The 26,597-nt window shown below is 39.2% G+C and carries 24 protein-coding genes and 1 pseudogene; all 25 read left to right on the top strand.

All coding sequences use genetic code 11. From position 1 onward, the window contains the following. Window positions 1-401: 401 nt before the first annotated feature. Window positions 402-1,574, top strand: a pseudogene (locus ACFFHF_RS10175) (terminase large subunit); the annotation flags it as partial. 119 nt (window positions 1,575-1,693) lie between these two features. Continuing rightward, entirely contained in the window at window positions 1,694-2,032 is a 339-nt protein-coding gene (locus ACFFHF_RS10170; RefSeq protein WP_377058045.1) for a hypothetical protein, read from the top strand. A 56-nt stretch (window positions 2,033-2,088) separates the two neighbouring features. Beyond that, a complete protein-coding gene (locus tag ACFFHF_RS10165) occupies window positions 2,089-3,306 on the top strand; it encodes a phage portal protein (RefSeq protein ID WP_377058053.1) in 1,218 nt (405 codons plus the stop codon). Between the two features lie 3 nt (window positions 3,307-3,309). After that, window positions 3,310-3,990, top strand: a complete 681-nt coding sequence (locus ACFFHF_RS10160) for a head maturation protease, ClpP-related (protein ID WP_197174482.1) — start codon at window positions 3,310-3,312, stop codon at window positions 3,988-3,990. A 13-nt stretch (window positions 3,991-4,003) separates the two neighbouring features. Beyond that, on the top strand, window positions 4,004-5,197 hold the full coding sequence (locus tag ACFFHF_RS10155; protein ID WP_377058044.1) for a phage major capsid protein: 1,194 nt from the start codon (window positions 4,004-4,006) through the stop codon (window positions 5,195-5,197). Window positions 5,198-5,207: 10 nt separating this feature from the next. After that, a complete protein-coding gene (locus ACFFHF_RS10150; RefSeq protein WP_377058042.1) occupies window positions 5,208-5,429 on the top strand; it encodes a head fiber protein in 222 nt (73 codons plus the stop codon). 18 nt (window positions 5,430-5,447) lie between these two features. Further along, a complete protein-coding gene (locus tag ACFFHF_RS10145) occupies window positions 5,448-5,759 on the top strand; it encodes a head-tail connector protein (protein ID WP_377058040.1) in 312 nt (103 codons plus the stop codon). After that, complete coding sequence (locus tag ACFFHF_RS10140; RefSeq protein WP_377058039.1) at window positions 5,756-6,091, top strand: head-tail adaptor protein; 336 nt, start codon at window positions 5,756-5,758, stop codon at window positions 6,089-6,091. The genes ACFFHF_RS10145 and ACFFHF_RS10140 overlap by 4 nt, the downstream gene beginning before the upstream one ends. 4 nt (window positions 6,092-6,095) lie before the next feature. Next, entirely contained in the window at window positions 6,096-6,530 is a 435-nt protein-coding gene (locus ACFFHF_RS10135) for an HK97 gp10 family phage protein (RefSeq protein WP_377058037.1), read from the top strand. Continuing rightward, on the top strand, window positions 6,527-6,871 hold the full coding sequence (locus tag ACFFHF_RS10130) for a hypothetical protein (protein WP_377058036.1): 345 nt from the start codon (window positions 6,527-6,529) through the stop codon (window positions 6,869-6,871). The genes ACFFHF_RS10135 and ACFFHF_RS10130 overlap by 4 nt, the downstream gene beginning before the upstream one ends. Next, window positions 6,872-7,753 carry a major tail protein gene (locus tag ACFFHF_RS10125; RefSeq protein ID WP_446694999.1) on the top strand — a complete coding sequence of 294 codons (882 nt, stop codon included), beginning with the start codon at window positions 6,872-6,874 and terminating at the stop codon, window positions 7,751-7,753. Between the two features lie 19 nt (window positions 7,754-7,772). After that, window positions 7,773-8,195 (top strand): hypothetical protein, encoded by a 423-nt coding sequence (locus ACFFHF_RS10120; RefSeq protein WP_377058051.1) that lies wholly within the window; start codon window positions 7,773-7,775, stop codon window positions 8,193-8,195. Window positions 8,196-8,206: 11 nt separating this feature from the next. Further along, entirely contained in the window at window positions 8,207-8,383 is a 177-nt protein-coding gene (locus ACFFHF_RS10115; protein WP_377058034.1) for a hypothetical protein, read from the top strand. A 60-nt stretch (window positions 8,384-8,443) separates the two neighbouring features. Beyond that, window positions 8,444-11,044, top strand: coding sequence for a phage tail tape measure protein (locus ACFFHF_RS10110; protein WP_377058033.1), 2,601 nt, complete (start codon window positions 8,444-8,446; stop codon window positions 11,042-11,044). A 15-nt stretch (window positions 11,045-11,059) separates the two neighbouring features. Further along, window positions 11,060-12,214: a phage tail protein gene (locus ACFFHF_RS10105; RefSeq protein WP_377058031.1), complete on the top strand. Its 1,155-nt coding sequence runs from the start codon at window positions 11,060-11,062 to the stop codon at window positions 12,212-12,214. Window positions 12,215-12,217: 3 nt separating this feature from the next. Continuing rightward, a complete protein-coding gene (locus ACFFHF_RS10100; protein ID WP_377058029.1) occupies window positions 12,218-13,276 on the top strand; it encodes a hypothetical protein in 1,059 nt (352 codons plus the stop codon). 86 nt (window positions 13,277-13,362) lie between these two features. Next, the gene (locus tag ACFFHF_RS10095; protein ID WP_431731862.1) at window positions 13,363-13,791 is read left to right on the top strand and encodes a phage holin family protein; all 429 of its coding nucleotides are present in this window, start codon (window positions 13,363-13,365) and stop codon (window positions 13,789-13,791) included. Then, window positions 13,775-14,758, top strand: coding sequence for an N-acetylmuramoyl-L-alanine amidase (locus ACFFHF_RS10090; protein ID WP_377058027.1), 984 nt, complete (start codon window positions 13,775-13,777; stop codon window positions 14,756-14,758). The genes ACFFHF_RS10095 and ACFFHF_RS10090 overlap by 17 nt, the downstream gene beginning before the upstream one ends. A gap of 285 nt (window positions 14,759-15,043) precedes the next feature. Continuing rightward, the gene (locus tag ACFFHF_RS10085) at window positions 15,044-16,660 is read left to right on the top strand and encodes a recombinase family protein (RefSeq protein WP_377058025.1); all 1,617 of its coding nucleotides are present in this window, start codon (window positions 15,044-15,046) and stop codon (window positions 16,658-16,660) included. Beyond that, window positions 16,653-18,323 carry a recombinase family protein gene (locus ACFFHF_RS10080; RefSeq protein WP_377058023.1) on the top strand — a complete coding sequence of 557 codons (1,671 nt, stop codon included), beginning with the start codon at window positions 16,653-16,655 and terminating at the stop codon, window positions 18,321-18,323. The genes ACFFHF_RS10085 and ACFFHF_RS10080 overlap by 8 nt, the downstream gene beginning before the upstream one ends. A 115-nt stretch (window positions 18,324-18,438) precedes the next feature. After that, window positions 18,439-22,056: a recombinase family protein gene (locus ACFFHF_RS10075; protein WP_377058022.1), complete on the top strand. Its 3,618-nt coding sequence runs from the start codon at window positions 18,439-18,441 to the stop codon at window positions 22,054-22,056. 133 nt (window positions 22,057-22,189) lie between these two features. Continuing rightward, complete coding sequence (locus ACFFHF_RS10070; protein WP_377058021.1) at window positions 22,190-23,410, top strand: hypothetical protein; 1,221 nt, start codon at window positions 22,190-22,192, stop codon at window positions 23,408-23,410. A 32-nt stretch (window positions 23,411-23,442) separates the two neighbouring features. Further along, the gene (locus ACFFHF_RS10065) at window positions 23,443-23,973 is read left to right on the top strand and encodes a hypothetical protein (RefSeq protein WP_377058019.1); all 531 of its coding nucleotides are present in this window, start codon (window positions 23,443-23,445) and stop codon (window positions 23,971-23,973) included. An 88-nt stretch (window positions 23,974-24,061) separates the two neighbouring features. Beyond that, entirely contained in the window at window positions 24,062-25,060 is a 999-nt protein-coding gene (locus ACFFHF_RS10060) for a hypothetical protein (RefSeq protein ID WP_377058018.1), read from the top strand. A gap of 136 nt (window positions 25,061-25,196) precedes the next feature. Further along, the gene (locus tag ACFFHF_RS10055) at window positions 25,197-26,525 is read left to right on the top strand and encodes a recombinase family protein (RefSeq protein WP_377058016.1); all 1,329 of its coding nucleotides are present in this window, start codon (window positions 25,197-25,199) and stop codon (window positions 26,523-26,525) included. Window positions 26,526-26,597 lie beyond the last annotated feature (72 nt).

Here is a 26,597-nt window from a genome sequence, read left to right as displayed (position 1 = left end):
TAGGTTGTTGAGAGTGTCGTAACCTCAATTATCCTTAGAATTCAGGGGGTGGCAATTTTTTTGCTTATAAAGCCCTCTTAGATAGGATTTAATAACCTATTTACTATAAAAGTTTTGACAATACGAACTTAATTATAAGGGTTATTTTATGAAAAAACTATAACTCTATATCAATAGGGATTGTAGGAGAGAAATCTTCATTAATTATATAGTAGAAAAAAGACCAATCAGGCTCATCTCCAAACTAGGAGGTGGGCCATTTTTTTGCGTTTTATGGGGTGAAATTCGCTATAAAAATGAACCGAGGAATTAGAAGGAAAGAGGAGTGAAATTAACCGTCTATTATATAGTAGAAACTCGGATATTTTAATCTATATTTTGCGTATTTTTATCCATCCCGCTCCACGGCGCGGCTAGTCTATAAACCTACCAATAGTTTTTATCAGGTACTATCTGCTGAAGCTTATACGAAACATGGTCTGAATGTTCATTCGGTTGTCTTTGACGAATTGCATGCTCAGCCAAACCGTGAGTTGTTTGATGTTATGACAAAAGGTTCTGGAGATGCTCGACTTCAGCCGTTGTTCTTTTTAATTACAACTGCAGGTACAGATAGAAATTCAATCTGTTATGAAGTCCATCAAAAAGCAGTAGATATTATCGAGGGAAGAAAGATCGACCCCACTTTTTATCCAGTTATATACGGAATCAAAGATGACGATGATTGGACAGATGAAAAGAACTGGTATAAGGCCAATCCATCATTGGACCATACCATTGACATAGAGAAGGTTAGAAATGCATTTATTAGTGCGAAAGAAAATCCAGCAGAAGAAAATATCTTCAGGCAACTTAGGCTGAACCAATGGGTGAAGCAATCCACCCGCTGGATGCAAATGGAGAAATGGGATGCTTGTGATGATCCGATTGACTTAGATAGTCTACGAGGAAGAGAATGTTTTGCAGGGCTTGACCTTTCAAGCACAACCGATATTACAGCTTTTGTGTTGGTGTTTCCACCAAGGACAGATGATGAGAAATTCATTGTTCTTCCCTTCTTCTGGATACCAGATGAAAACCTGAAAGTAAGAGTGAGGAGAGACCACGTTCCTTATGATATTTGGGAACAGCAAGGCTATATCAAAACGACAGAAGGAAATGTCGTACATTATGGATTCATTGAGGCTTTCATTGAAGAACTAGGAACCAAGTACAACATTAAGGAAATTGCCTTTGACAGATGGGGTGCTGTACAGATGGTTCAGAACCTTGAAGGGATGGGCTTCACCGTTGTTCCCTTTGGGCAAGGCTACAAGGATATGTCACCAGCATCAAAAGAATTGATGAAGATAACCTTGGAGAAAAGAATTGTTCACGGTGGAAATCCGGTTTTACGATGGATGATGGATAACATCTTTGTGAAAACAGACCCAGCAGGGAATATAAAGCCAGATAAAGAGAAAAGTACTGAACGTATTGATGGAGCTGTTGCTTTGATTATGGCACTGGATCGGGCAATTCGAAATGAAAATAGAGAAAGTGTTTATGATGGTCGAGGGATATTGATTCTTTAATATTAGTTTTAGTGTGCAACCATGCTTGATTTTGTAAAGTTAATGACGGTTGATAGCCATTGAAATTGCTAAATCCGGCTGCAGAATATTTTGATACAATTGCCTTAGAGGTGATAATAATGCAGGATAAGACATTGAAGAGAAATATTGAATCAGCTGGTGGATGGTTTGTTGGGGAATATGGAGGTTTGATAATGAACAAATTCAATGAATTAGAAAATGATAAAGATGTTAAAAATGAGTTTGTTCGAGATGTATTCCATAGTCAAGGAAGAGATAAAGATTATGGAGGTACCAGAACTCGGGTGAATGCTGTAATAAGAATTATTAAGAGTAATAAACTTATTGAAGCTCTGGAGTACATCATTGAGTCGGACCGAATTAATAAAGAAGAGCCTAAGGCTGTACGGATGGCGAAAGAAGCATTAAGAGAAATCAAATCTAAACAAACAATCTAACACTCTATCAAGGGTGTTTTTTTTATGCTCTTATTTAGGAGGTGGACACCATAAGAATCCCAATTTTATCAAGACTATTTCAATCAAGAGATGGTCCAAAAAACAGCTTTTTAGGGAGTACTTACAGCTACTTCTTTGGCGGTACCACAAGCGGAAAAACAGTCAATGAAAGAACAGCAATGCAGACCACTGCAGTTTATGCTTGTGTGCGGATTCTAGCAGAAACCATCGCTAGTCTCCCGCTTCATTTATACAGATACACTGACAATGGAAAGGAAAAAGCAGTAGAAAATAGTTTATATTACATGCTCCATGATGAGCCAAATGCAGAGATGACTTCGTTTGTGTTTAGGGAAACATTGATGAGTCATCTTTTATTATGGGGAAATGCCTATGCACAGATTATTCGAGATGGCAGGGGCAATGTACTTTCACTCTACCCTTTACTTCCAGATAGGATGGCGGTGGATAGAACCTCTACAGGGGAGCTTTACTACGAATATCGAAAAGACACGGGTTCCGTCATTCTTCGAAGTGAGGAGGTTCTTCACATTCCTGGGCTTGGCTTTGATGGGTTGGTTGGTTATTCACCGATTGCTATGGCTAAAAATGCGATCGGTATGGCCCTGGCAACCGAAGAGTATGGAGCTAGGTTTTTCGCAAATGGAGCTAATCCAGGTGGAGTGCTAGAACATCCCGGTGTAGTTAAGGATCCATCGAAAATACGGGAAAGCTGGAATGCAGTCTATCAGGGTTCTAACAATGCCCATCGAATTGCAGTCCTCGAGGAAGGGATGAAGTTTCAAAGCATCGGCATTCCACCGGAACAGGCTCAGTTCTTGGAAACAAGGAAATTTCAGACAGAAGAGATTTGTAGAATCTTCCGAGTTCCACCTCACCTTGTAGCCAATTTGGATAAAGCGACCTTTAGTAATATTGAGCATCAATCGATTAGCTTTATCGACAATACGATTATGCCTTGGGTTACGAGAATAGAACAGTCCATGAAGAAGGCGCTGTTAAGTGAAACCGATAAGAAAGAATACTTTATCAAGTTTAATCTGAATGGACGGCTCCGAGGAGATGCAGGTTCAAGAGCTCAATTCTATCAGATCATGCGGCAAAACGGAGTGATGTCGGCGAATGACATCCGAGAACTAGAAGAGATGAACTTAATCCCTGAAGAACAGGGTGGATCCAAATATTTAGTGAACGGGAATTTTGTTGATATGTCAAAGGCCGGAGCTTGGACAGAAAAATATGAGGAGGGATAAGCCATGAAGAAGTTTTGGAATTGGATCAAGAATGAAGACGGCAGGACACTTCATCTGGATGGAGTCATTGCTGAAGAATCATGGTTTGGCGATGAAGTAACACCGAAACAGTTTAAATCAGAGCTAAACAATGATGGTGGGAATATCACCGTTTGGATTAATTCACCAGGTGGTGACGTTTTTGCAGCAAGTCAAATTTACAACATGCTCATGGATTACAAAGGGGATGTGACAGTAAAGATTGACGGAATTGCCGCTAGTGCTGCCTCCGTTATTGCGATGGCAGGTGGGGAAGTTTACATGTCGCCCGTCTCCATGATGATGATTCATAATCCGATGACCATCGCTTTTGGAGATACAGCGGAAATGAAAAAAGCAATCCAGATGTTGAGTGAGGTAAAGGAGAGTATTATCAACGCTTATGAACTGAAGACAGGTCTCTCAAGGACTAAGCTCTCGCACATGATGGATGATGAAAGTTGGTTTAATTCCAAAAAGGCGGTGGAGCTTGGTTTTGCTGATGAGATCATGTTCCAAGAAGAAAGTGATCAGGACTCATCGGATGAAGGCATCATTTACAACAAAATGGCGGTGGTGAATTCCTTTTTACACAAACTGCCACAAAAGAAAACAGGAACTGATATTTCCGTATTAGACAAGAGGCTAGACCTCTTAAAATTTTAAGGAGGAGATTTGGATGAGTAAAGTATTAGAACTGCGTGAAAAGCGAGCAAAAGCATGGGAACAAACAAAAGCATTTCTTGATTCAAAACGTGGAGAAGATGGGATCCTTTCTGCCGAGGATACTTCCACTTATGAAAAGATGGAGGAAGAAGTTGTAAATCTTGGGAAGGAGATTGACCGCTTGGAAAGACAGCAAGCCATCGATTTAGAACTTTCCAAGCCGATTAATCAGCCGATTACTGCAAAGCCAATGGGTGCTGAAGGGCAGAAAACAGGCCGAGCAACCAATGAATACAAGGAAGCGTTCTGGAAATCGATGAGGAATAAAAGCAACTATGAAGTACAGAATGCCTTGAAAATTGGAACTGATTCTGAGGGTGGATATCTTGCTCCAGATGAGTTTGAAAGAACTCTCATTGAATCGTTGGAAGAGGAGAATATCTTCCGGTCATTAGCCAAGGTCATTACGACTTCCTCAGGAGATCGTAAAATCCCGGTGGTTGCTTCAAAAGGAACCGCTTCATGGGTAGATGAAGAAGGACTGATTCCTGAATCAGATGATAGCTTTGGACAAGTTTCAATTGGAGCTTATAAATTAGCCACCATGATTAAGGTGTCCGAGGAACTTTTAAATGATAGTGTGTTTAATCTTGAAGCGTATATTGCAAAAGAATTTGCCAGACGGATTGGTGCCAAAGAAGAAGAAGCTTTCTTTGTTGGAGATGGTACCGGAAAACCGACTGGTATTTTTAATGCAACGGGTGGAGCTGAACTTGGTGTGACTGGAACTTCTGCAACGGCTGTTTCAGTGGATGAGATTATGGATTTGTTCTATTCCTTAAAATCACCGTATCGTAAAAAGGCAATTTTCGTCATGAATGATGCGACAATCAAGCTGATTCGAAAGCTGAAAGATGGGAATGGGCAGTACTTATGGCAGCCTTCGATCCAAGCGGGTCAACCTGATACAATCCTTAATCGACCAGTAAAAACCTCTGCTTATGTACCAACAGTTGAAGCAGGTGCGAAGACAATTGCTTTTGGGGACTTTGGGTATTACTGGGTAGCTGATAGACAAGGTCGTTCTTTCCAAAGATTAAATGAATTATATGCCGCAACAGGACAAGTTGGTTTCAAGGCAACACAGCGGGTGGACGGAAAGCTGATTCTTCCTGAAGCAATCAAAGTGCTTCAACAGAAAGGGTAGGTGATAGCAAATGAGTAATGTAAAGAACTATACCGAACAAGGCGGAGAAAAGACGGTCATTGGCGGTTCACTGGATATTGTTGAAAGTGGTAAGTTGTTGTTTAATGGCACAGAAGCAAAACCAGCAGTGAACCAAGCAGATAGTACTGCTGCAGATGTTGCTAGCCTGGTTACCGATTTTAACGCTCTGTTAGCAAAACTAAAAGCAGCTGGTCTGATGAACGCTGAATAACAAAGGGAGGAAGCAGTGATGAATGAGTTGTTATTAAAGGTAAAACAAAACCTTATTCTAAACCATGATGAGGACGATGTACTGCTTTCTGGATTCATCACTGCCGCTGTTTCCTATGCGGAGAGCTATCAAAAGAAATCTGAAGGCTTTTATCAAGAAACCCCGATGCATCCAACTACTGAACAAGCTGTCATCATGCTATCGTCTCACTTTTATGAAAGTCGGGATGGTAGTACTGGTGGCTTTTTTGCTGACAATGTAGAAGCGAGTAAACAAGTGTGGAATGTGGTCAATATGCTCCTTCGTCTTAATAAGGACGTGATCATATGAGTTTGGGAAAAATGAATGCCAGAATTGAAATTTTTAAAGAAGAATCCAGCAAAGATGCTGAGGGTTTTGTTACGAAAGATGAACAACTTTTAACTTCCATGAGGGCCTATAAAGAAAATCGTCATGGGAGTGAAGCTTGGAAAAACCGGGCTAGTTTCTCTGAGGCTAGCTCTCTTTTTCGTTTTAGAAAACCTAGGGGATTCGAGCTAACCACGGATTTGGTCATTGGTTGTAAGGATGAAAGATACAACATTTTGAGTGTTGAGGATATTAAAGAGCGTGGCATGTATGTAGAGGTGTTAGCTGAGAAAATTACAGGGTCAAAGGGGTGAGGCTTTGGCAAGAGCAGCAGTAAAGATGCCGGATGACTTTTTAGAAAGAATCGCTAAATTAAACCATCGCTTTGATGACATTGTTCCAAGAGTACTAGAAAAGGGAGCGGAACCAGTTATTCAGAAAGCAAAAAGTAATCTAGCTGCTAGAATTGGGCAGGGAACAAAAGAACCTTCTCAATCTTCTGGAGAATTATTAGCATCACTTGAAACGACAAAGGCGGTCCAAGATGCAAAAGGGGACTGGAACCTTAGGGTAGGTATTCCTACAACAAAGGACAGTAAAGGGGTTTCAAATGCGTTGAAGGCAGCTGTATTGGAGTATGGGAAATCCGGCCAACCTCCTAGACCGTGGCTAAAACCTACAAAGTCGGCTACAAGAAAAGCCTGTGCGGAGGCGATGGAGAAAGCACTGGATAAGGAGATTGAGAAACTATGAGTCTATTAAAAGACCTGAATACCTTACTTGAACCCATTGGCATTCCCGTTGAAACAGGTGTCTTTTCCAAGAAACCACCTGATGAATACATCGTAATTACACCTATGTCAGATAGGCTGGACTTCTATGCGGATAATCAGGCCCATTCGGTTATCGAAGAAGCAAGGCTATCTCTTTTTACGAAGAAGAATTATCAGTCCATGAAAAGGCAGATAACAAAGACACTTTTAGCTGGAGAAGTGACGATTACTGACCGGCAATATATCGGGTTTGAGAACGATACAAAGTACCATCATTACGCTATTGATGTACTAAAAGAATACGAAATGGAGGAAAGTTAAATGGCAACGATTGGATTGGACCGTTTATTCTATGCCAAAATTAATGAAGATGAAAATGGCATAGAAACATATGAAACTCCCAAAATACTAGCAAAAGCCATGACCGCAGAACTCAGTGTGGAGCTCATTGAAGCCATTCTTTATGCGGATGATGGAGCGTCAGAAATTGTAAAGGAATTTAACAGCGGGACATTAACTCTTGGAATTGATGATATCGGCTCTATCGCAGCACAAGATTTAACAGGAAGTAAGATTGATAGCAACAATGTCGTGGTTTCGAGAAGTGAAGATGGAGGAAATCCCGTAGCGGTTGGATTTCGTGCCAAGAAAGCGAATGGGAAGTATCGATACTTTTGGCTTTATCGGGTTATTTTTAGCATTCCTACAACCAACCTTACGACAAAAGGTGAATCAATTACGTTTAGTAGTCCCACCATAGAAGGTACCGTTTTTAGAAGAAATAAGCTGGACACTGAAAATAAACATCCATGGAAGGCGGAAGTCACAGAAGGGGATAATGGTGTAGCCCAGGAAACCATTACGAATTGGTTTAGTTCTGTGTACGAACCTAATTTTTCACCAGTGACTCCAACGATAACGGTTACTACCCAGCCCGCCGCTTTAACGGAAGTGGTGGAAGGTAGTATTTCTGGTAGTTTATCGGTTGTCGCGAGCACGAATACAAGTTACCCAGTCACTTATCAGTGGTATGAAAATACAATCGACAGCACGACAGGTGGAACCGCTATTAATGGGGAAACGTCAGCGAGCTTTGATATCCCAACTGATCTAATTGCAGGAAGCTATTATTACTACTGCGTGTTGACTTCAGTTGGTGCTAGTGCTGTAAAAACGAACGTGGCTACGGTAACCGTATCTTAAAGGAGGATGATGAACATTGGTGAATGAAAAAGTGGATTCTACAACTGTAGATGTTGATTTTGCAGCTGAGGAAAGAAGTGCTGTGATTGAAATTGGGGATGTTGAATACAGATTGATTTTAACAACCAAGGCGACAAAAGAAATTGCAAAAAGGTATGGCGGTCTTGAGAATCTTGGAACAAAGCTGATGAATTCAAAGGATTTTGAACTTGCTCTGGATGAAATTGTTTGGCTCATTACGTTATTAGCCAATCAGTCAATCCTAATTCATAATTTGAAAAATAAAGAGGATAAAAAGGAATTGCTGAAAGAGGATGAAGTGGAATTATTGACGACTCCTTTTGAATTGGCAGAGTACAAGAATGCGATTATGGCCAGCATGCTGAAAGGCACAAAACGGCATATACAGAGTGAACCAGCAAAAAACGTGGAAGTCGGGTAAGCGATGAAGAGTTGTTTATCCGACTTATTTATTATGGAACCGCTCAGTTAAATCGTAGTGAAGAAGAAGTATGGTTGATGCCGATAGGGTATTTAATGGATTTATGGGAATGTCATAAGCAGTTTACGGGAATAGCAAAGCCGTTGATGGAGTTGTCGATTGATGATGTGATTCCTGTGGGGCTCTAGTTCTATTGCACTCAATGCTGGGTGTATTTTTTAATGCCTTAAAAGAGGGGAGGTGGAGTCGTGGCTGATAACTTTGGACTTCGAATCGGTGTGGAAGGCGAGAAAGACTTCAAAAATGCCTTGAGGGATATCAATCAAAACTTTAAGGTGTTAGGAAGTGAAATGAAACTTGTCACCGCCCAATTTGATAGGCAGGATCAATCAATTGAAGCCCTAACTGCAAGAAACGGAGCACTCGCAAAGTCAGTTGATGCACAAAAGGACAAAATTAGTACACTAGAGGCGGCACTTAGAAACGCAGCAGATTCTTTTGGAGAGAATGATAGACGAACACAAAATTGGCAAATTCAACTGAATAACGCCAAGTCTGAACTGATGAAGATGGAGCGAGAACTTGAGAATAACAATCAAGCCATTCAAGAGTTGAATGAAGGATTCAACGATGCTGAAGGAGAAGTTGAGGAGTTTGCTGATGAAGTACAGAATGCAGCGGATCAGACTGAGGATGCTTCTGGTCGATTTGAAAAGCTAGGCGGTGTCTTAAAAGGAATTGGTGCAACCATCGGAGCAGCCGTAGCCGCCATTGGAACCGCTGCAGTCGCTACAGGGGCCAGTCTGATTAAACTCGGCGATGAGTACAACATGGCCGTCAATCAAATTTCTGCTTCAACTGGCGCAACAGGTGCCGAACTAGAAGAGCTGGGAGAAATTGCTCAAAATGTGTACAAGCATAATTTCGGTGACAGCTTGGATGATGTGGCAGTAGGAATTTCAGAGGTACAAAAGATAACCGGACTCATGGGTGAAGAACTAGAAAAAGCCACCGAGTCTGGTTTTGCTTTGAGGAAAACTTTTGACTTCGATATGCAGGAATCGGCAAGGGCAGCCAGTGCTCTTATGAAAAACTTTGGCATCTCTGCAGATGAAGCCTATAACATTATTGCCGTTGGTGCTCAAAACGGTGCCGATAAAAATGGCGATCTATTAGATACCTTGAATGAATACTCCGTTCAATATGCTTCACTTGGCCTTAGTGCAGATGAGTTTATCGCTAGTTTAGTAGCTGGAGCAGAAAGTGGTGCTTTCAGTATTGATAAGGTTGGGGATGCTGTTAAGGAATTTAATATCCGAGCCAAAGACGGCAGTAAGTCGAGTATGGAAGCCTTCACTGCTCTTGGGCTTAATGCAGAAGAAATGACGAAGCAGTTTGCCCAAGGTGGAGAAACCGCTAATGCTGCATTCTTTAGTGTCATTCAAAAACTTCAAGAGATTGAAGATCCGCTTCTTAAAAACACAATTGGTGTGCAGTTGTTTGGTACACAGTTTGAAGATTTAGAAGCCAGTATACTACCAGTTCTTGGTGGGATAAAAGATAGTACCATCGCGAGTGGAGATGCGTTGGCTCAAATAACAGAGGTCAAATACGATAACCTAACCGATGGAATTGAGGGTGTAAAACGTTCCTTACAAGGGGTGTTTCTACCAGCTGTAAGTGAAGTTTCTGCTGGAATTACGGACTTGTTTTCTGGTTTATCGAATGGGATTAATGAAGCGGATGGGGATTTTGAGAAAATTGCTGAAGTGATAGGAGAGACTGTTGCTGGTATTACAGAACTTATCACCGAGCAATTGCCCCAGTTCGTTACGTTGGGACTTCAAATTATTATGTCCTTAGTTGGTGCAATCGTAGAAAACCTCCCAATGATCATTGATTCTGCCATGCAAATCGTGACGACTCTACTCCAAGGGATTATCGAGGCTTTACCTCAAATCACAGAAGGAGCACTTTATCTTGTTCTTAGTTTGGTAGACGGCATCATTGCTAATCTCCCTGCTTTAATCGAAGCGGCTTTAACAATGATTGTGACGCTAGCAAATGGGATTGGTGAGGCTTTACCAAATCTTATTCCTTCCATTGTCTCAGCAATTCTATTAATTGTAGAAACCATCATCAACAATCTCGACATGGTTTTGGAGGCGGCTTTTAAAATTATAGAAGGTTTAGCAGTAGGAATTATTAATGCTTTACCTAGACTCATAGAGGCGCTTCCAGCTATTATTTCATCAATCATTAACTTTATTACCAGTAATCTCCCTAAAATTGTTGAGTTGGGTATTTCATTGATTATTCAGTTGGCAGCGGGGCTATTAAGAGCAATTCCTCAGCTTGTGGCACAATTACCACAGATTATTTCTGCCATCATCGTTGGAATTGGAAAAGCGGCTGTTTCCATTGGACAAGTGGGAGTGAACATTGTACGTGGGCTTTGGAATGGGATTTCTTCCATGATTGGCTGGATAAAAGATAAGGTTAGCGGTTTTGTGGGTGGCATCGTCAGTAGTGTAAAAGGTGTTCTTGGGATTCGTTCCCCTTCACGAGTTTTTGCTGGTATAGGGGAGAACATGGGTGAAGGGATTGGAGTTGGATTTTCAGATGCCATGGGCAATGTAGAAAAGGAAATGGAAGGTGCAATTCCTACCGACTTTGATTTAAATATGGACAGCGTGGTTACTGGAGTAGAAGGGGGTAAGGGCGGTGCATCATTTGATGTCACGATTCCATTAACGATTGATGGGAATGTGTTAACTCGTATTATTGCTCAGCTTCAATGGAATCAAAATACAGTGACCGTTAGAAACTTAGGTGTTGCAGGTTCGTAAAAGGAGGGCAGTTTGGTGATAGAGATTTATGCAGGAAACACGTTGATACAAATGATCCGTAAAGTAATGTCAGCGAATGTAAGAGAAACGCTAGAAGGAGAGTTTACACTATCTTTTACGGTTCTAGCCAAGTCTGCCCTCGCTTTAAAAACAAAACAATTGGCAAAGCTAAATGGTCAATATTTTGAGATTGTACAAATAGCGAAGTCCTTACAAGGTAGCCTTCCCGTCTGTTCTGTCACGTGTGAACATGTATCCTACATTTTAAATGATGAGATTTTTAATATAGATGCGTTTGATTTTACGGGAGATCCTGCGGCTGGATTAAATCAGCTATTATCAGGAACTCCTTTTTCAGCTGGAACAGTTGATTTTACCGATAGTTGCACAATGAAAATTAACCAGGAAGTATCTAGAAGGGCAGCGCTTATGCAGTACATTGCCATTTTAGGGGGAGAAATTGAATATAACGGCTACTTAATTAATATCCGTAAACATCGTGGCAGTATGGAATATCAGCCGGTAATGGGTTCAAAAAACGTTACTAATGTATCTGTTTCTCACGATTCAAGAGAAAATGCCTCTTCCTATAATATTTCATTCTTTAAATTACTAAATCTAGCAGTCGGAGATAATGTCCATATTGTATTCAAACCACTCGGCATTGATGTGAAAACAAGGATTATCTCATTGGAATATAATCCCTTCTATCGTTACAACATTCAAGTTGAGGTTGGCAGATACAAACCTAGTATTTCGGATACATTTTATCGGATAGAAAACTCAATGAACAAAGTGGAAAGCTCTCTGAATGATGTGGGCAGCTCTGTTGATGGTCTTAAGTACCAAATGGACCAACTTGGGGTTTCTTACACAATCGTAAAAAATCTAACGGTTGATGCTAGTTTTATAAATGTAACTTATGAAGTGGAAAAAGGAGATACACATCAATATCATGTCAAATACAGCTATGCCACCGATGGTAGCGGTAGAATTACGAGCATTACCTTAGAGGATATATTTTCAGAACTGTTATTAAAAGAAGTGTCCACTTTGTTGGTGGATGCTACGAGATTTGAAATTACGTATGCAGATGGAGAGACGGCAAGTTATAACTATACGACTGATAGTAGTGGTCGGATTACTGGGATTGAAAAGGTGGTGGGATAGGGCATGAGTTACCATAGTAATTTTAACAATACACTAGCAATTTGGACTGCTTTTGGAGGCAGGGGTGAACTCATTCTTCCTATCCCCACCTTAAGTTGGCAAAGGAAATATTATAACGATTTTGGCTATACCAAGTATGGAAGTGAAACAAGAATTGATGTTCACGATAATGGGAACGCACAGATTGCTGTGTATCGTGCAAAGACCCCATATATGTCCTATTACAATAAAACCACTGGACAATGGACCGTGGTGAATGTTTCTTGGTGGAATAACGGTGCCCCAGAAATTTTATGGGCAGGTGACGGTGTGTTTTTAGCCAAAATTATAGGCTTGGCCAATATTATCGCTTCTTTTGATGGCATCACTTGGTATAATGCTGGTTACTGTCAAGGAGCACAAAACTCCATGACCACAGGGGCTTATGATTCTAGTATTGGTTCTGGGGTCGTTAGCTGGTGGTACTATAAGTCTCCCGTATATTACAACTTTGCTTCATTAACACAAAGAGTAGCTTGGACTTTGGTAGGAGCGGATGGTTCATCGGTTCCCATCTTTAGTTACATGACCACTCATAAAGGAAAATTTGTTGGTATCGTGGGTGGAGATCGTTCTATTGCAGCAGCAAGCACTTCCAGCCCTGGTTCTTGGTCTACGACTATTCCAGAGGATTTAAATACATATTACATGTATATCCGTTCGGTTCACGATAAACTTTTCGTCATGAAATATCGATATGTTAGTGGAATCTTTCATGTGAATTTGTGTGTCATGAATGATAGTGCTACGGAGCTAACGGAAACAAACCTATCTCATGTTGGGAATCTGGCCGATAACAAAATTCCGAACCCACAGAACATCATCTGGATGGAAGATTGGGGAAAATATGCTCTTTTTAATGAAAGCATGCTGTATGTATCAGCGGATGGGTTGAATTGGGAAGGTGTGCAGCAGCCAGGATTTACAACAACTAATTCGGATACATTCGGTGGAGCTATTTATGTTCCTGGGGATGGGTTTTATGTGAAAGCCAGTGGTTATGTGTATTATGCTCCGTATTGAATAATGAAAATACAGGCGCTTGGTGGCTCTCTTGTCACAGGCGCCTTTTTATATAGATTAAACAGATTGGAGAGCGAGGGGAGAACATGGCAATAAAAGAACTTTGGGTAATTTTACAAACTGTAATTGCAGCATTGGGCGGTTGGTTTGGTTGGTTTCTTGGTGGCCTTGATGGATTTTTATACGCTCTTATTATTTTTGTCATTGTAGACTATATTACTGGAATTATGGTGGCCATTATTAATAAAGAGCTTTCCAGTGAAATTGGTGCTCGAGGGATTTTCAAAAAGATCCTTATTTTTATACTTGTCGGTGTTGCTCATATTATTGACAGCCGACTGATTGGTGAGGGCAGTGTTATTCGAACAGCCGTCATCTTTTTTTATCTCTCAAATGAGGGCATCAGCATCATGGAAAATGGCTCAAGAATCGGGCTTCCAATTCCACAAAAATTGAAAGATGTCTTAGCTCAATTACATGGCAAGGGGGATGACAAGAATGAAACTAAACGCTAAATATATGACCAGAAATGATTGTTTTACAGCAGGAAAGAAAATCACACCAAAAGGGATTATGGTCCATTCCACGGCAACACCGGGTGTGATGGCAGCAGACTGGTTTAGCCGATGGAATAAATCTTATCGAGCAGGTGAAACAACCAGGCAGGTGGCGGTGCATGCTTTTGTTGATAATATAGAAGTATGGCAGTATTTACCTTGGAATCACAGAGGTTGGCACTGCGGTGGAACAGGGAACAACACTCATATTGGCATTGAAATTTGCGAGCCTGTTGGTTTTTCTTATGGTAAAGGATCCACGATGGTTGGCTACAATGTTTCAAAGAATGAATCTTATTTTAGAAAGGCTTGGCAGAACGCAGTAGATCTATGTGTGAGGCTTTGCCGAGAATATGATTTAACTGAAGAAGATATCATTTGTCATTCTGAAGGAGCTAAAAAAGGGATTGCAAGTAATCACGGAGATGTCATGCACTGGTTTCCGAAACATGGTGAAAATATGGATTCCTTCCGAGCGGCAGTAAGAGCTACTTTAAATAAATCGAGTACTCCTCCGGAATTACCATCAGGTATTCAGGTAGGTGACTTAGTGGAAATAAAAGCATTAGCAAATTCCTATTATCCCGGCGGGGCAACCATTCCTTCTTGGGTAAAGACTGATTCGTATCATGTAGTAACCCAGGTTGTGTCCAATGGAAAGCCGGTTGTCAAAGGCGGTAAGGCCTGTGTGCTACTAGGAAAGAAAGTGAATAAAAAGACTGGAGTAGAATCAGAAGGGATTAGGAGTTGGATTGAAACAGGGGCATTAATAGTTTTAAAAACATCTAGTCCAACCAAAAAACCTCCTGATGAGAAGGCTTTATATCGTGTACAAGTTGGAGCTTTTTCAAATAAGGAAAATGCTGAAGTATTGCTAGAAAAAATAAAGAAAGCTGGGTTTGAAGGGTTAATCAAGAAAGAATAACAAAGCGCTCTGCTGTTATATAAAATTGTGCACCTAAATGTCCGCTCGTAAATTACAAAGCAGATATTTGGGTGCATTTTTAATGCTATTAAATAACATGAAATCAATCTTCTTTATCCCCTTATTTACTTGCTATTAGGATGAAAATAAGTGATATATACAATAACCAAAAAAGCTTAAACCCTTGATACAAAGGGATTTAGCCAGATTTTTTTGGGAGCCATGATTGAATAGAAGAAGCCTAGTGTTGAGAAACGAGGATGAAAATTGAAAGGAGGCAACAGCATGGCAGAATCATTATTTGGTTCATTCGGACAAGGGGCAGGTGGTATTACATTAATGGATCCACCAGCTGAAAAACCTAAACAACTTAGAGTGGCTGCTTATGTACGAGTCAGCAGCCTTTCAGATGAACAGGAAGGATCATTTGATAACCAAAAAACGCATTACACTCAATTAATTCGCTCCACACCGGGTTGGAAGATGGTTGACATTTATACAGACCAAGGGCGAACAGGAACATCGATGGCTAAGAGGCCGGGATTTAATCGAATGATACGGCACGCCACCGAAAAGAAAATTGATCTTATTCTTTGCAAGTCGGTATCAAGATTTGCGAGGAATGTACTTGACGCAATTAATACGATACGGAAACTGCGACAACTAGGGGTGCGCATTATATTTGATAAAGAGAATATTGACACAGATGATATGGCAAGCGAGTTTATTTTGACCATGCTTTCCGCAACAGCACAGGAAGAAAGCAGAAGCATTTCAGAGAATATAACTTGGGCTAAAACAAAGAGATTTGAAAGGGGTGAGCCAATCTTTGTAAAGAAACTCGGGTATGAGCTAAATGAAAGGAAAGAATGGGTTGTTGTAGAAGAAGAGGCAAAAATTGTTCGAGAAGCTTTTAATGAAATCTTGAACGGCAAGACACTCTCCCAAATATGCAAGCAGTTCATCAGAAAGAAATATAAAAAAACGAACGGACGCACAGACTGGTCATCACCAACCTTAAAGTTAATGCTACAAAACAGTGATTATACGGGGGATGTTATTTGCCAAAAAACATATGTCGAAGATCATCTCTCTCATAAACAGCAATTAAACACTGGTGAACGAAATCAATATTTCATTGAGAATCATCATGAACCCATTGTTAGTCGAGAAGTATTTGAAGCAGTCCAACGAGAACTGGAGAGGCGCAAAAAGCCTAACCCTAATAAAAAGGCGAAACGCTACCCACTATCGAGCAGAATCCAATGTGGAGTTTGTGAAGGAAATCTGCACAGATTTATCTGCAGAGAGAGAGTTACATGGCGTTGTGAAAATAGCAGAAAAAGCAAAGAGCTTTGTAAGATGCAAGGAATCCAAGAAACGATAATTTTAGAAGCAATGCAAGAAGCCTTTCTCGAACGCTATCGGTCAATAAGGAAGGTAATTGATATAGAACGCATGCAAAAGGACCTGACTAGGGCAGTCGCCGCAAGAGATTTTTCTTACAACCAACTGCGCTTGGATTTAGAACGGATTTTATTAGAAGAAAATGTTGCCCTTATAAACGCCAATGGAACAGAAGCAGAGAAATCAAAAGAAGTACTTGAGGAACTATCACGCATACGTGAAGCTATTGAGAAGGAGTTAAGAGTAAAAGAAGAATGGTGGGAACTGCTGGATCAGGATGTCGCTTTTCGCGAAGCGGCACTAATGAAGCTTAGGGAAATGGATGCAGTTAGAAATCCAATAAAACTATTGCATGAAGAGATGAAACAAACTGCATTTTTAAGGGCATGGGTAGTTCGCATAAAAGCGATATCACCAATGTCCTTTTGTATGCATTGGATTGACGGTAAAGAAACCATTATTGATTTTGGGAAAGGAGATTATGATATTGAGTAGCCATCAAAATCCTTCAAGGGTGAGGATTATTCCGGCAAAGGCAAGAACAAGGCGAACAGAAGAGAATCCTGATGGACAAAAGAAACGAATTGCGGTTTATGCTCGTGTATCAACTGCCTCGGAAATGCAGGCCAGTAGTTATGAGTTACAAGTAGCCTATTACAAAGATTATGTCAGCAAGAATCCTGCTTGGCAACTTGTTGATGTGTATGCAGATGAAGGGATATCAGGAACATCTACTAAAAACCGAACTGAATTTAATCGAATGATTCAAGACTGTGAAGAAGGGCGAATTGACTATATCTTGACCAAGTCAATCAGTCGCTTCGCACGTAACACTCTTGACTGCATTTCCAGAATCAGGATGCTCAAGAGTCTGAAGCCAGCCGTAGGCGTTTTTTTCGAGAAAGAGAATATCGACACATTAGATTCTAAATCTGAACTTTTCTTAACCATCCTATCATCCATGGCACAAGAAGAGAGTCGATCTGTGAGCGAAAACACAAAATGGGGTGTACAGAAGCGATTCCAACAAGGTATCGTACACATGCCGACCATCTTCTTCTTAGGCTATGATACCGATGAAGACGGAGAAATTGTGATTAACGAGGAACAAGCTGAAGTGGTCAGACGAATATTTCGAGAGTATTTAGAAGGAAAAGGGTGTCCAAGCATTGCTAAAGGTTTAATGAGAGATGGAATAAAGACAGGAAAGGGAAATAAAACGTGGACGGGAGATTCGGTTTATAAAATCTTAAGACAGGAAAAGTACCAAGGTCATTGTTTAGCACAGAAAACAGTCACTATCGACTTTTTATCTCACAAACGCGTTCGCAACAACGATATTCAACCACAGTATTTTGTGAAGAATACCCACCCTGCGATTATTAGTGAAGAAACTTTTGAAGCAGTTCAACAAGAAATGAAAAGGCGAAGGCTGATGATGAAGGATCCCGATGAAAAATATCGCCAACACTTTAGTAGTGTCAGCCCATTTTCTAATCAGTTCTATTGTGGGGAATGTGGAAGACCAGCCATAAGAAGACGGATGACTTCATCGAGGAAAGGAGAGAAGTATTACATTTCTGCTTGGCAATGCCGAGTGACCGCAGGGCGAGACCCAGACTACACAGACTGCAAAACGAGCTATGTTCATGAGACAGACCTTGAAAATGCATTTATGAAAATCATGAGGGAGATGAAGGAACATCCGGACGTAGTAATAGAAGAAGCCAAACAAGTTATCACAAAAGCTTCTCTTTCACCTTCGGAACAACAGCGGCTGGGTGAACTGAATACCCAAATCGAGGCAGTGGCAGACCGGATCAGCGACCTGGCTGCAAAGGGTTCAACCACTAACGATGCCATTTACGACGCAACATTAAGGCATCTCATCTATGAACAGGAAATTCTCCAACAGGAGCGGGACAGCTTAGAGGATAATATGCAAGAGCAACTCTACCTGGAAAAGCAATTGCAATCTCTTATAGATATTCTAGAAACAACAGAAGAGCTAAAGGACTTTGATGTAACACTATTCAAAAATACAATCGAGCGAGGCATTATCTACAAAGAGCGGATGGTTGAATTTCAATTTAAATGCGGGGTGAAGCGGATCATCTGCGCCAGAGAACGCAAGACACCTAAAAAGAAAAAAGCTTAATCTAATCGAATAAACATAAACCTCTTTCCATCCGAAAAAAGGACTTGAACCTTTACGGGATGTGAGTGATAGATGGACACGAACCATTATCACTTATTGGGAAGGGGTTTTTGTATTGGATGAATTGCAAAAAGGATTGTGGGTCCGTACATTATGGGATCCAGTCAAAGCACAGGAAGAAAGTCCGTTAATAGGAAATAAGCAGGTGAAGGTTGCTGCTTATTGCCGGGTTAGCACTACTTTGGATGAACAATTACGATCACTTGAAAATCAGGTTAGCCACTATACCCATCTGATTCGGGGAAAACCTAATTGGAAGTTTGTCGGCGTTTATGTTGATAACGGGACGAGTGGAACCAGTGCCAAGGGCCAGCGGGGATTACAACGATTGCTTCGCCATTGTGAAGAAGGAAGAGTCGATTTTATTTTGACCAAGAATGTCTCTCGACTGTCACGAAATGCCCAAGAACTGCTTTCGATTGTTGAAAAGCTGAATGCATTGAAAGTAGGAATTTATTTTGAAAAAGAACATATTGATACATCCATTGAGTACAATAAGTTTCTTTTGAGCACCTATGCAGCACTCGCCCAAGAGGAAGTTGAAACCATTTCTACCTCAACCAGGTGGGGATATGAAAAAAATTTCAAGAAAGGCATTCCTCGATACAACAAAATGCTCGGTTATGATGTGGTGAAAAGTGATGGAAGGAACACCCTTCAAATTAATGAAGAGGGCGCAGTAATTATTCGCCTGATCTTTGACTGGTTTTTACAAGGAAAGTCCATGGCTGATATTGCACGTGAACTGATGGGCCAAGGAGTAAAAACATCAGTTGGAAAAGATCTGTGGCGAGGGTCGACAGTAAAGCACATTCTAACGAACGTTACCTATACCGGAAACAAATTGACAAGGGTACGGACAAAAGATCTTTTTACGAATATAACCACTAAACATATTAGAGATGAAATCGCCATCGAAAACTGCCACCCTCCTATTGTTAGCATGGAGGTATTTAACCAGACACAGAAACGGTTGAAGGAACTCAAGCCCAAGAGGAAGTACACAGGGCCAAAGGGACATAAACATTCTCTATCAGGAAGAATGAACTGTCACCGTTGTGGCTATCGTTTGAGCAATTATCCAACAAGAGGGGTGAACTATTGGAAGTGTCAGGCGAGTGATATTGGCGTCTGTGAGTTTTCATCCATAAGAGAAGATATTTTGAGAGACATGTTGCTTGAAGGATTCAAACAGAAGTTTGATACGAATAATCCTTCTGTTCTAAATGAGGCCAAGAAGGTGCTGCAAGAGGTTAATCAGAAAGACCATTTTGAATTTCATCGATTAAGATGGATGACTGAGATGGAGTTAGCGAAAGTAGGAAATGGGGATCTAACCAAATTAGAATATGAGTACAAAGCGTTTGAAGAACATATTGCTAGGATTGAAGATGATCGTCCGTATCGTAATCAGACGTTGAGTTGGCTTGAGACAGTGCAGAATATAGAGGAGTTTATAGAAACAGTTACGATTGAACATCTCAGGGCTTGGGTAATGGGAGTGGTGATTTATTCATCTAACGATTATCGCATCGAGTGGGTGGATGGCACGGAAACCATCGTAGGAGAAATGCCCGTGGCTCCTAAGAAGGATAGGATTCCAGAAATACTAACAAAGAATTCACAAAAGCATAAAGGGCTCGAGCCGCTGTACCAGGTCATTGATGCGGATGGACAATTGAAGGAAAGGAGTGAAGAAAGTATGCCAGCTCTTGTGGAACGAGAAGTCATCAAAATTGAACCAAGAAAAGAGAATAACTTGTTGAAGACGATTGAAAAAGATTTACGTAACCATCCTTCCTCCGCCACAGCCCAACCAGTTACAAAACCACTTAGAACAGCTGCCTATTGCAGGGTATCAACTGATAGAGAAGAGCAGCTCACTAGTTACAAGACACAGGTTGCATACTATACGTATTTAATTCTCAAAGACCCTAAGTATGAATTTGCAGGGATATTTGCGGATGAAGGGATATCTGGAAAGTCGCTTAAAAATCGAACAGATTTCAAGAAAATGATTGATGAATGCATCCGAGGGAATATTGATTTAATCCTTTGTAAGAGTATTTCAAGATTTAGCCGGAATACTTTAGAAACGTTGAAAACGATTCGTTTATTGAAATCTCTCCCTAAACCCGTGCACATTTTCTTCGAGAAAGAGAACATTCATACGGAAGATGCCGACAGTGAACTGATGATAACCATCTTCGGAAGCATTGCTCAGGAGGAAAGCATCAACATTGGAAAGTCTATTGCATGGGGGAAAAGGGCTCAGGCAGAACGAGGCATCATAAAAGTTGGCAATGCCAATTATGGTTATCAAGTGGGGGAAAAATATCAATGGATTATCCATGAAGAAGAAGCTAAAATCGTACGTCGCATCTATGCTGATTTGCAAGCGGGGAAAAACTATACGCAAATCATTACAGGGTTAACTCAGGATCGCATCCCTACCCCACAAGGAGGAGACATTTGGAGTTTAAGCACGATAAAGGGAATCTTAACGAATGTAGTCTATAAAGGGGATTATCTCTATCAAAAGTACATCACAGTCGATACATTAGAAGAAAAGACTGCTCCCAATGAAGGGGAGTTACCTCAGTATTATATTGAATGTCATCATGAACCTATTATTGATCCAGAAGAATGGGAGAAGGTACAGTCCATTATCCATAAACGCAGCGAAGCCTATAAGCAGCAAAACTACCAAAAGTATTCCAAAGACCAGAATAAAAATACGTCTTTTACAGAGAAGTTATATTGCGGTGAATGCGGTAATGTATTAGGCTATGAGCGAAGTTTGGAAAGACGAGGCTCCAACGGAACCAAAGAAATAAATCGTTGGGTGTGTAGGCTGGCGGAGAAATATTACGCTGTGAATGGATGTTCATCCCAACGTTTTCATCAAGACTATCTTGAAAAGCACTTTATTAATCTATTAAAAGGGCTTGAACAAGATGAGACCTTTCAGCAAGAAGTAGAAAAGGTTATTGCTCAAACAGTGTTAAGTGCTCAGGAACTGAAACAAGAAGAAGAGGCTCAAAGAAGGATGGAACATTTGAATCAAGAGCTATACGAGGCAGTAGATGAAGAGCTGCATAAAGACGGACAAGATCACCAAAGGGTGGACGAGCTAAGCGGGAAGATAGTGAAGCTGCATCAACAGTTGAAAGACTTCTCTGACCGTAAAAAGCTAGTGGAGCATTATAGAAATGAATTTAAGGAACTTAAGAAGGGAATTAAAAAGCTGGGCGATGAAACGAATCTAGCATTCCCTGCGGAGCTTTTTGAACAGTTCGTGGAACAGGCTAAGGTCTATAAAGATGGTAAGATTGTATACCATTTAAGCCTGGGCCTAGAGTGGTCGACGGATGAAAAGTATGAAGATTATCAAAAAATGATTTCAATGAAAAGAAAAGCGGAAAGGCTCGCTAAACGAAAGGAAAAGCAGGCAGCGTTTTTGAAAGGACCAGAAGTAACTGCTTTACTAGAATATTGTGAGGAACCACGGAGATGGGGAGAAATCTTAGCCTTTATGAACACGAAGATGACGATCTCAGAATCCTATTTCAGGAAGAGCATTGTACTGCCATTGATGGAAGAAGAGAAGTTGCAGAAGGATTTTATACCAAATAGTCAAAGTAAGCGAAAATATTATATGGTGAAGAAGTAGTGTAGGAACCCACTGAGTTGGCTTAGGCCGCTTGGTGGGTTCTTTTTTTAGTTGTAATAATTTACATAATAGTTATTATTTTATGCTAAAATTAGATTGATAATCTTGTGAAATGGATGATAGGGGAGATAAAATGCAATTTGAGGTTTTTGCAATAATATTTAACCAACGCATGAAAAATGTAAATAAAAATAAAAGGCTTATTGCCATTGAAGAATATTTGGCTGATAATTTTGGATTGCAAGTTGATTTTGAAGGTGATGTTAATAAATGTAAACTTCAAATTATGCAGTTAATACGGGATGAAGAGAATCAAGCAAAATACATACTTGAGGATATTGCAAATATATTAAATGAACGGTACACAATTGGAGAACCTTTTTTTGTTTCATCAATAAGTACTAGCCATACAGCAAAAGAACTTTTTGGTTTATTAGAGGATATTTTTCCAGAGGAAATTCGGGAGTATGAATCAGTAGACTTTTTACGAGAAGATATAACTTTAGATGAAGTAGCTGATAAAGTGGTTTGTACAATAAGGTATACTGATTATTATTTAAGTCCGGTTACCCAGGAGAGAGAAAGAGAATTAAGTAATGGAAAATTTACTCTTTCCTTTGACTTGTCTAATAATATTTTCATGTCCTCAAATTGCGGGTATAGTAAGCTTTATAATAAAGCCATTCAGTATTTAAGTGAGTCAACAACTGATATAATAATAAAACAGTATTATGTTCAGAATAAAGTCCGATATATGAAAGATAAAACGATGAGTGATTTTAATCCATTATCATTATTAGTGGTGCAACTTATTTATAAGAAGTTTACTGAGATTGGGTTGCAACTTCAAAGTGTTGATTCGCTTTCATTTAATAATGAGAATGCCCCCCGAGTAAAAAATGCAAAGCTCGGCGGTAATGATTTATTTAAAGATCCGGATGTTGTTGAACGATTATATAATGGCGATAGAATAACAAAATGCACGGTATCCATATTTAAATTGACCGCAAACGATAAGGCGGTCTCAACTAAGCTGACAATTGATTTTAGAGGGGTATTAAAATTTACTTATGATGACTCAGAATTTATCAATGAGTCGTCACTAAGGAATATTTGCTTGGATATCTTAAAAGGAATAACTGAACTTATAGATGATGAAGACTCAATCAAAAACGGAGATGCGTTATTAAGAGAAAAATTGATAAAAACAGCATTTAGATCTAAATCCGTTTTTGCACAACTTGTGAAAGATATTAAAAAGGATATAATTGAATTATTAAATACAGATGAAGACGAAACAGGTAAAATTGAATCATATTTTAAAGAAAAATATGGTATAGAAAGCGCTGAATAGCTATAAACTGAAAGTTAAAGGAGGGAATTGTTATGTTTTTTTCTAGTAATGCAATTGTTGTGGAAACATTTGATGTTGCAGTTAAGGAATTAAAGAATTTTTCCTATGGGGAAAATGGCAAATTCCTTTCTATAACTTTCTACGATCAAAATAAATCTACTGGTGAAATTCATTGGTCCAATTCCTTTGAGTTTGGAACAATGAATATTATTAACTTCTATAGGATTGATAATAAATTTATACTGTTCACATCTTCTGTACAAAATCATGAATATTTAAAAATAGTCTTATCAAAATTGGTTAACAGAGACGTAAAAATAAACTTGTTGAAGATTCCTTTACCTGTTCCAACAGATACTTTATTTGATTCTTTCGAAGAAGTTAGATCCTTTGAGGTTGATGAATATTTCGGGCTAAGTTTTATTATTGTTATTGAAGGAAAAACTATACTCCTGAAAATTTATACAAACGGATTAATTACATATACACTTACTGACAATGAGGAGGTACTAAGAAAAATTTTAGACCTTGCTCTAAAGTTTATTCTAATGATAAATGAATAGTTTTGAAAATATAATTAGCAATATTTATTGTTTTTTACAAGGTATTTCAATTGAATCGGTTCAATATTTAGGATGGATTTCGGCAATTGTGGCTGCTTTGCTTGCGTTGACTACAATTGTATTTAGTCAACAAAATGATAAGGTTGTTCAAATGTCTATTGATTTGGCGAGAGAAATAAAACTAAACGCACTTGAAGAAAATATAATTTTCCCAGAGATAACAAAAAAGTTTAATAAAGTAATTTCTCTTTTACAAAACCAAAGAGTTTATAAACAAACTTTGGTTTTGTTTTCTATTACATCTTTTTTTGGCTTAATTTTATGGATTATAAGCGGAGTTGGATATTTTCTTGATATGAAAACTGCCCCTGATAAAATATTAGTGTTGTTTTCAACTATCCTTTTGTGCCTCCCCCTTTTTTTTCTACCATTTATCATTATGAATTTTAATAAAGAAGCGCCTATAGAATTAAATAAGTTTAAAAGATTTGGACTCGACTCTATTATTGAGTTTTTTAACTTTAATGAAAAAATAAAAACAGATACTATTTTTAAAGAAATGCTTAGTACGAAAATATTGATAGGAATTGATAATAAGAAGAAAATTTATATTAAACTTATGAATGAAATACCTGTAACAGATTTTGCTGTTGTAATAGTTTTGGGTAAAAGCAACAACGATAAATTAACATTTAGGTTAACATCAAAGGGGAAAAAGGAATTATCGGATAAACACACTTTATTACCGAATGATAAAAATTCATTCGAGGGTTTATTTGAGTTTATGGCAACTTCCTTATCTAGGTACAATGAGATATATATTACTTCTTTATCGGGGGATGCAAAAGCAGTATTTAAGTTAAATAAGGTTAGTACTGAAGAGAATAAAATATTGTTCTCGTTAAATGCTTTTGAAAAAAATAAATCATTTATTAAGCCGGTATTAGATAAACTCGGTCATAAATACGATACACTGTCTCTAAAAACGCAAGATAAAAATTTTGTATATTTTTTATCAAGAAGTGGGAAATCCAACTGGTTTAAAAACAAACTAATAAAGATGTATGTAGAAAAAATAAAAGATTAAAAGACTAATAAATTTACTATCACTGATTAAGCTCATCACAATATTGTGGTGGGCATTTTTATTTTGGAATGAAAACCTAATTTGCAATTTATATGAAACATTGGATAGATCCCTATATATAGAGGTTTCTTAAGGGGTGATATATTTTGCGTATTTTTATCCATTCAGCCTCACGGCGTGCCTCAGATATATTCGTGAGCTGAAGGCATTAGGAATTGGCCTCTATTTCGAGAAGGAAAATATTGACACTCTGGATACTAAGAGTGAATTATTTCTAACCATTTTATCTTCGATGGCCCAAGAAGAATCACGGTCAATTAGTGAGAACACCCGCTGGGGAATTAAGAAACGATTTCAAAGAGGCATAGCGCATATTCCAACAACTTATTTCTTAGGCTACGATACAGATGAAAATGGAAACCTAGTCATTAATGAAAAAGAAGCAGCGATAATCAAGCGGATCTATTACGACTTTCTGAATGGAAAAGGGACAGTAACTATTGCCAAAGAATTAATGCGGGATGGGATATTAACCGCAAGAGGAAATAAAACATGGACCTCCGATTCCGTTTATAAAATATTAACAAACGAAAAATTTTGTGGCAATGCACTTTTACAAAAAACGGTAACTGTAGATTACTTAACCCACAAACGCATCCGAAATGACGGAAGAGAGCAACAATATTTTATTCGAAACCATCACCCCGCCATTATTCCAGAGGAAGATTGGAATGCGGTCCAACAGGAGATGAAAAGAAGAAGTAATATGTTTAGAAACCCGGATGGGAAATACAAACAGGCTTATTCAAATAAATCTTGTTTCTCCAATATTTTATTTTGCGAGGAGTGTGGCCATCCCATTGTTCGCCGAAGGCTTACTTCGGAAAGGAATGGAGAGAAGTTTCTTTATACCGCATGGCAATGCAGAACCAGGATCCACCCCAAGAAATATAACGTAAATTGTAAAGCGAAATTTGTTTGGGAATCTGCACTTGAACGTGAATTCATGGCATTACTCCAGGACTTAAAGGAAAGAAAGGAAGAATTGATTCAAGAAGCTCATAAAGTCATTAAAGAATATGACTTAAGTTCAGCTGAAAAAGCTCGCAAAATGAATCTCGAAGCCCAAATTGAACAAATCAACGAACGAATTTCAGAGCTAGCCGAACAAAGTAACTCTACTGTCGCAAGTGTTTATGAAGCCTCTATCAACCATTTATACTATGAACAAGAGTTGCTTCAGTCCGAACACGATGAACTGAGTAATAAGCAACAAGAAAGTAAACATATGGAGCGGCATTTGGAGACCTTACTTACCTTCCTATACGAACTTAATGAGTCAGAATTTAATGAGGACATTTTTAGACAGGTTATTCAGCGAGGCACCATCAACCACAATCAGAAAGTCACGCTGGAATTTAAATGCGGGATTAAAAGAATGTTCATAGCTCTACGACAAAAATAAAATTTTAATAGAAACAAACCCCTTGAACTTTTATTGAGGATGAGTGATAGATAACATACCTTCAACAGATGA

The sequence above is a fragment of the Robertmurraya beringensis genome, from assembly GCF_042433785.1.
Taxonomy (GTDB): domain Bacteria; phylum Bacillota; class Bacilli; order Bacillales; family Cytobacillaceae; genus Robertmurraya_A; species Robertmurraya_A beringensis.
Note: the sequence above shows the minus strand (reverse complement) of the source record. Positions and strands in the feature narration are given on the sequence as shown.

Bases quoted from the DNA above. Each gene is read 5' to 3' on its own strand.
- ACFFHF_RS10145 (WP_377058040.1), top strand. From the start codon at position 5,448: ATGAATGAGTTGTTATTAAAGGTAAAACAAAACCTTATTCTAAACCAT.
- ACFFHF_RS10125 (WP_446694999.1), top strand. From the start codon at position 6,872: ATGGCAACGATTGGATTGGACCGTTTATTCTATGCCAAAATTAATGAA.
- ACFFHF_RS10155 (WP_377058044.1), top strand. From the start codon at position 4,004: ATGAGTAAAGTATTAGAACTGCGTGAAAAGCGAGCAAAAGCATGGGAA.
- ACFFHF_RS10085 (WP_377058025.1), top strand. From the start codon at position 15,044: ATGGCAGAATCATTATTTGGTTCATTCGGACAAGGGGCAGGTGGTATT.
- ACFFHF_RS10150 (WP_377058042.1), top strand. From the start codon at position 5,208: ATGAGTAATGTAAAGAACTATACCGAACAAGGCGGAGAAAAGACGGTC.
- ACFFHF_RS10140 (WP_377058039.1), top strand. From the start codon at position 5,756: ATGAGTTTGGGAAAAATGAATGCCAGAATTGAAATTTTTAAAGAAGAA.
- ACFFHF_RS10160 (WP_197174482.1), top strand. From the start codon at position 3,310: ATGAAGAAGTTTTGGAATTGGATCAAGAATGAAGACGGCAGGACACTT.
- ACFFHF_RS10070 (WP_377058021.1), top strand. From the start codon at position 22,190: ATGCAATTTGAGGTTTTTGCAATAATATTTAACCAACGCATGAAAAAT.
- ACFFHF_RS10090 (WP_377058027.1), top strand. From the start codon at position 13,775: ATGAAACTAAACGCTAAATATATGACCAGAAATGATTGTTTTACAGCA.
- ACFFHF_RS10095 (WP_431731862.1), top strand. From the start codon at position 13,363: ATGGCAATAAAAGAACTTTGGGTAATTTTACAAACTGTAATTGCAGCA.
- ACFFHF_RS10130 (WP_377058036.1), top strand. From the start codon at position 6,527: ATGAGTCTATTAAAAGACCTGAATACCTTACTTGAACCCATTGGCATT.
- ACFFHF_RS10065 (WP_377058019.1), top strand. From the start codon at position 23,443: ATGTTTTTTTCTAGTAATGCAATTGTTGTGGAAACATTTGATGTTGCA.
- ACFFHF_RS10100 (WP_377058029.1), top strand. From the start codon at position 12,218: ATGAGTTACCATAGTAATTTTAACAATACACTAGCAATTTGGACTGCT.
- ACFFHF_RS10170 (WP_377058045.1), top strand. From the start codon at position 1,694: ATGCAGGATAAGACATTGAAGAGAAATATTGAATCAGCTGGTGGATGG.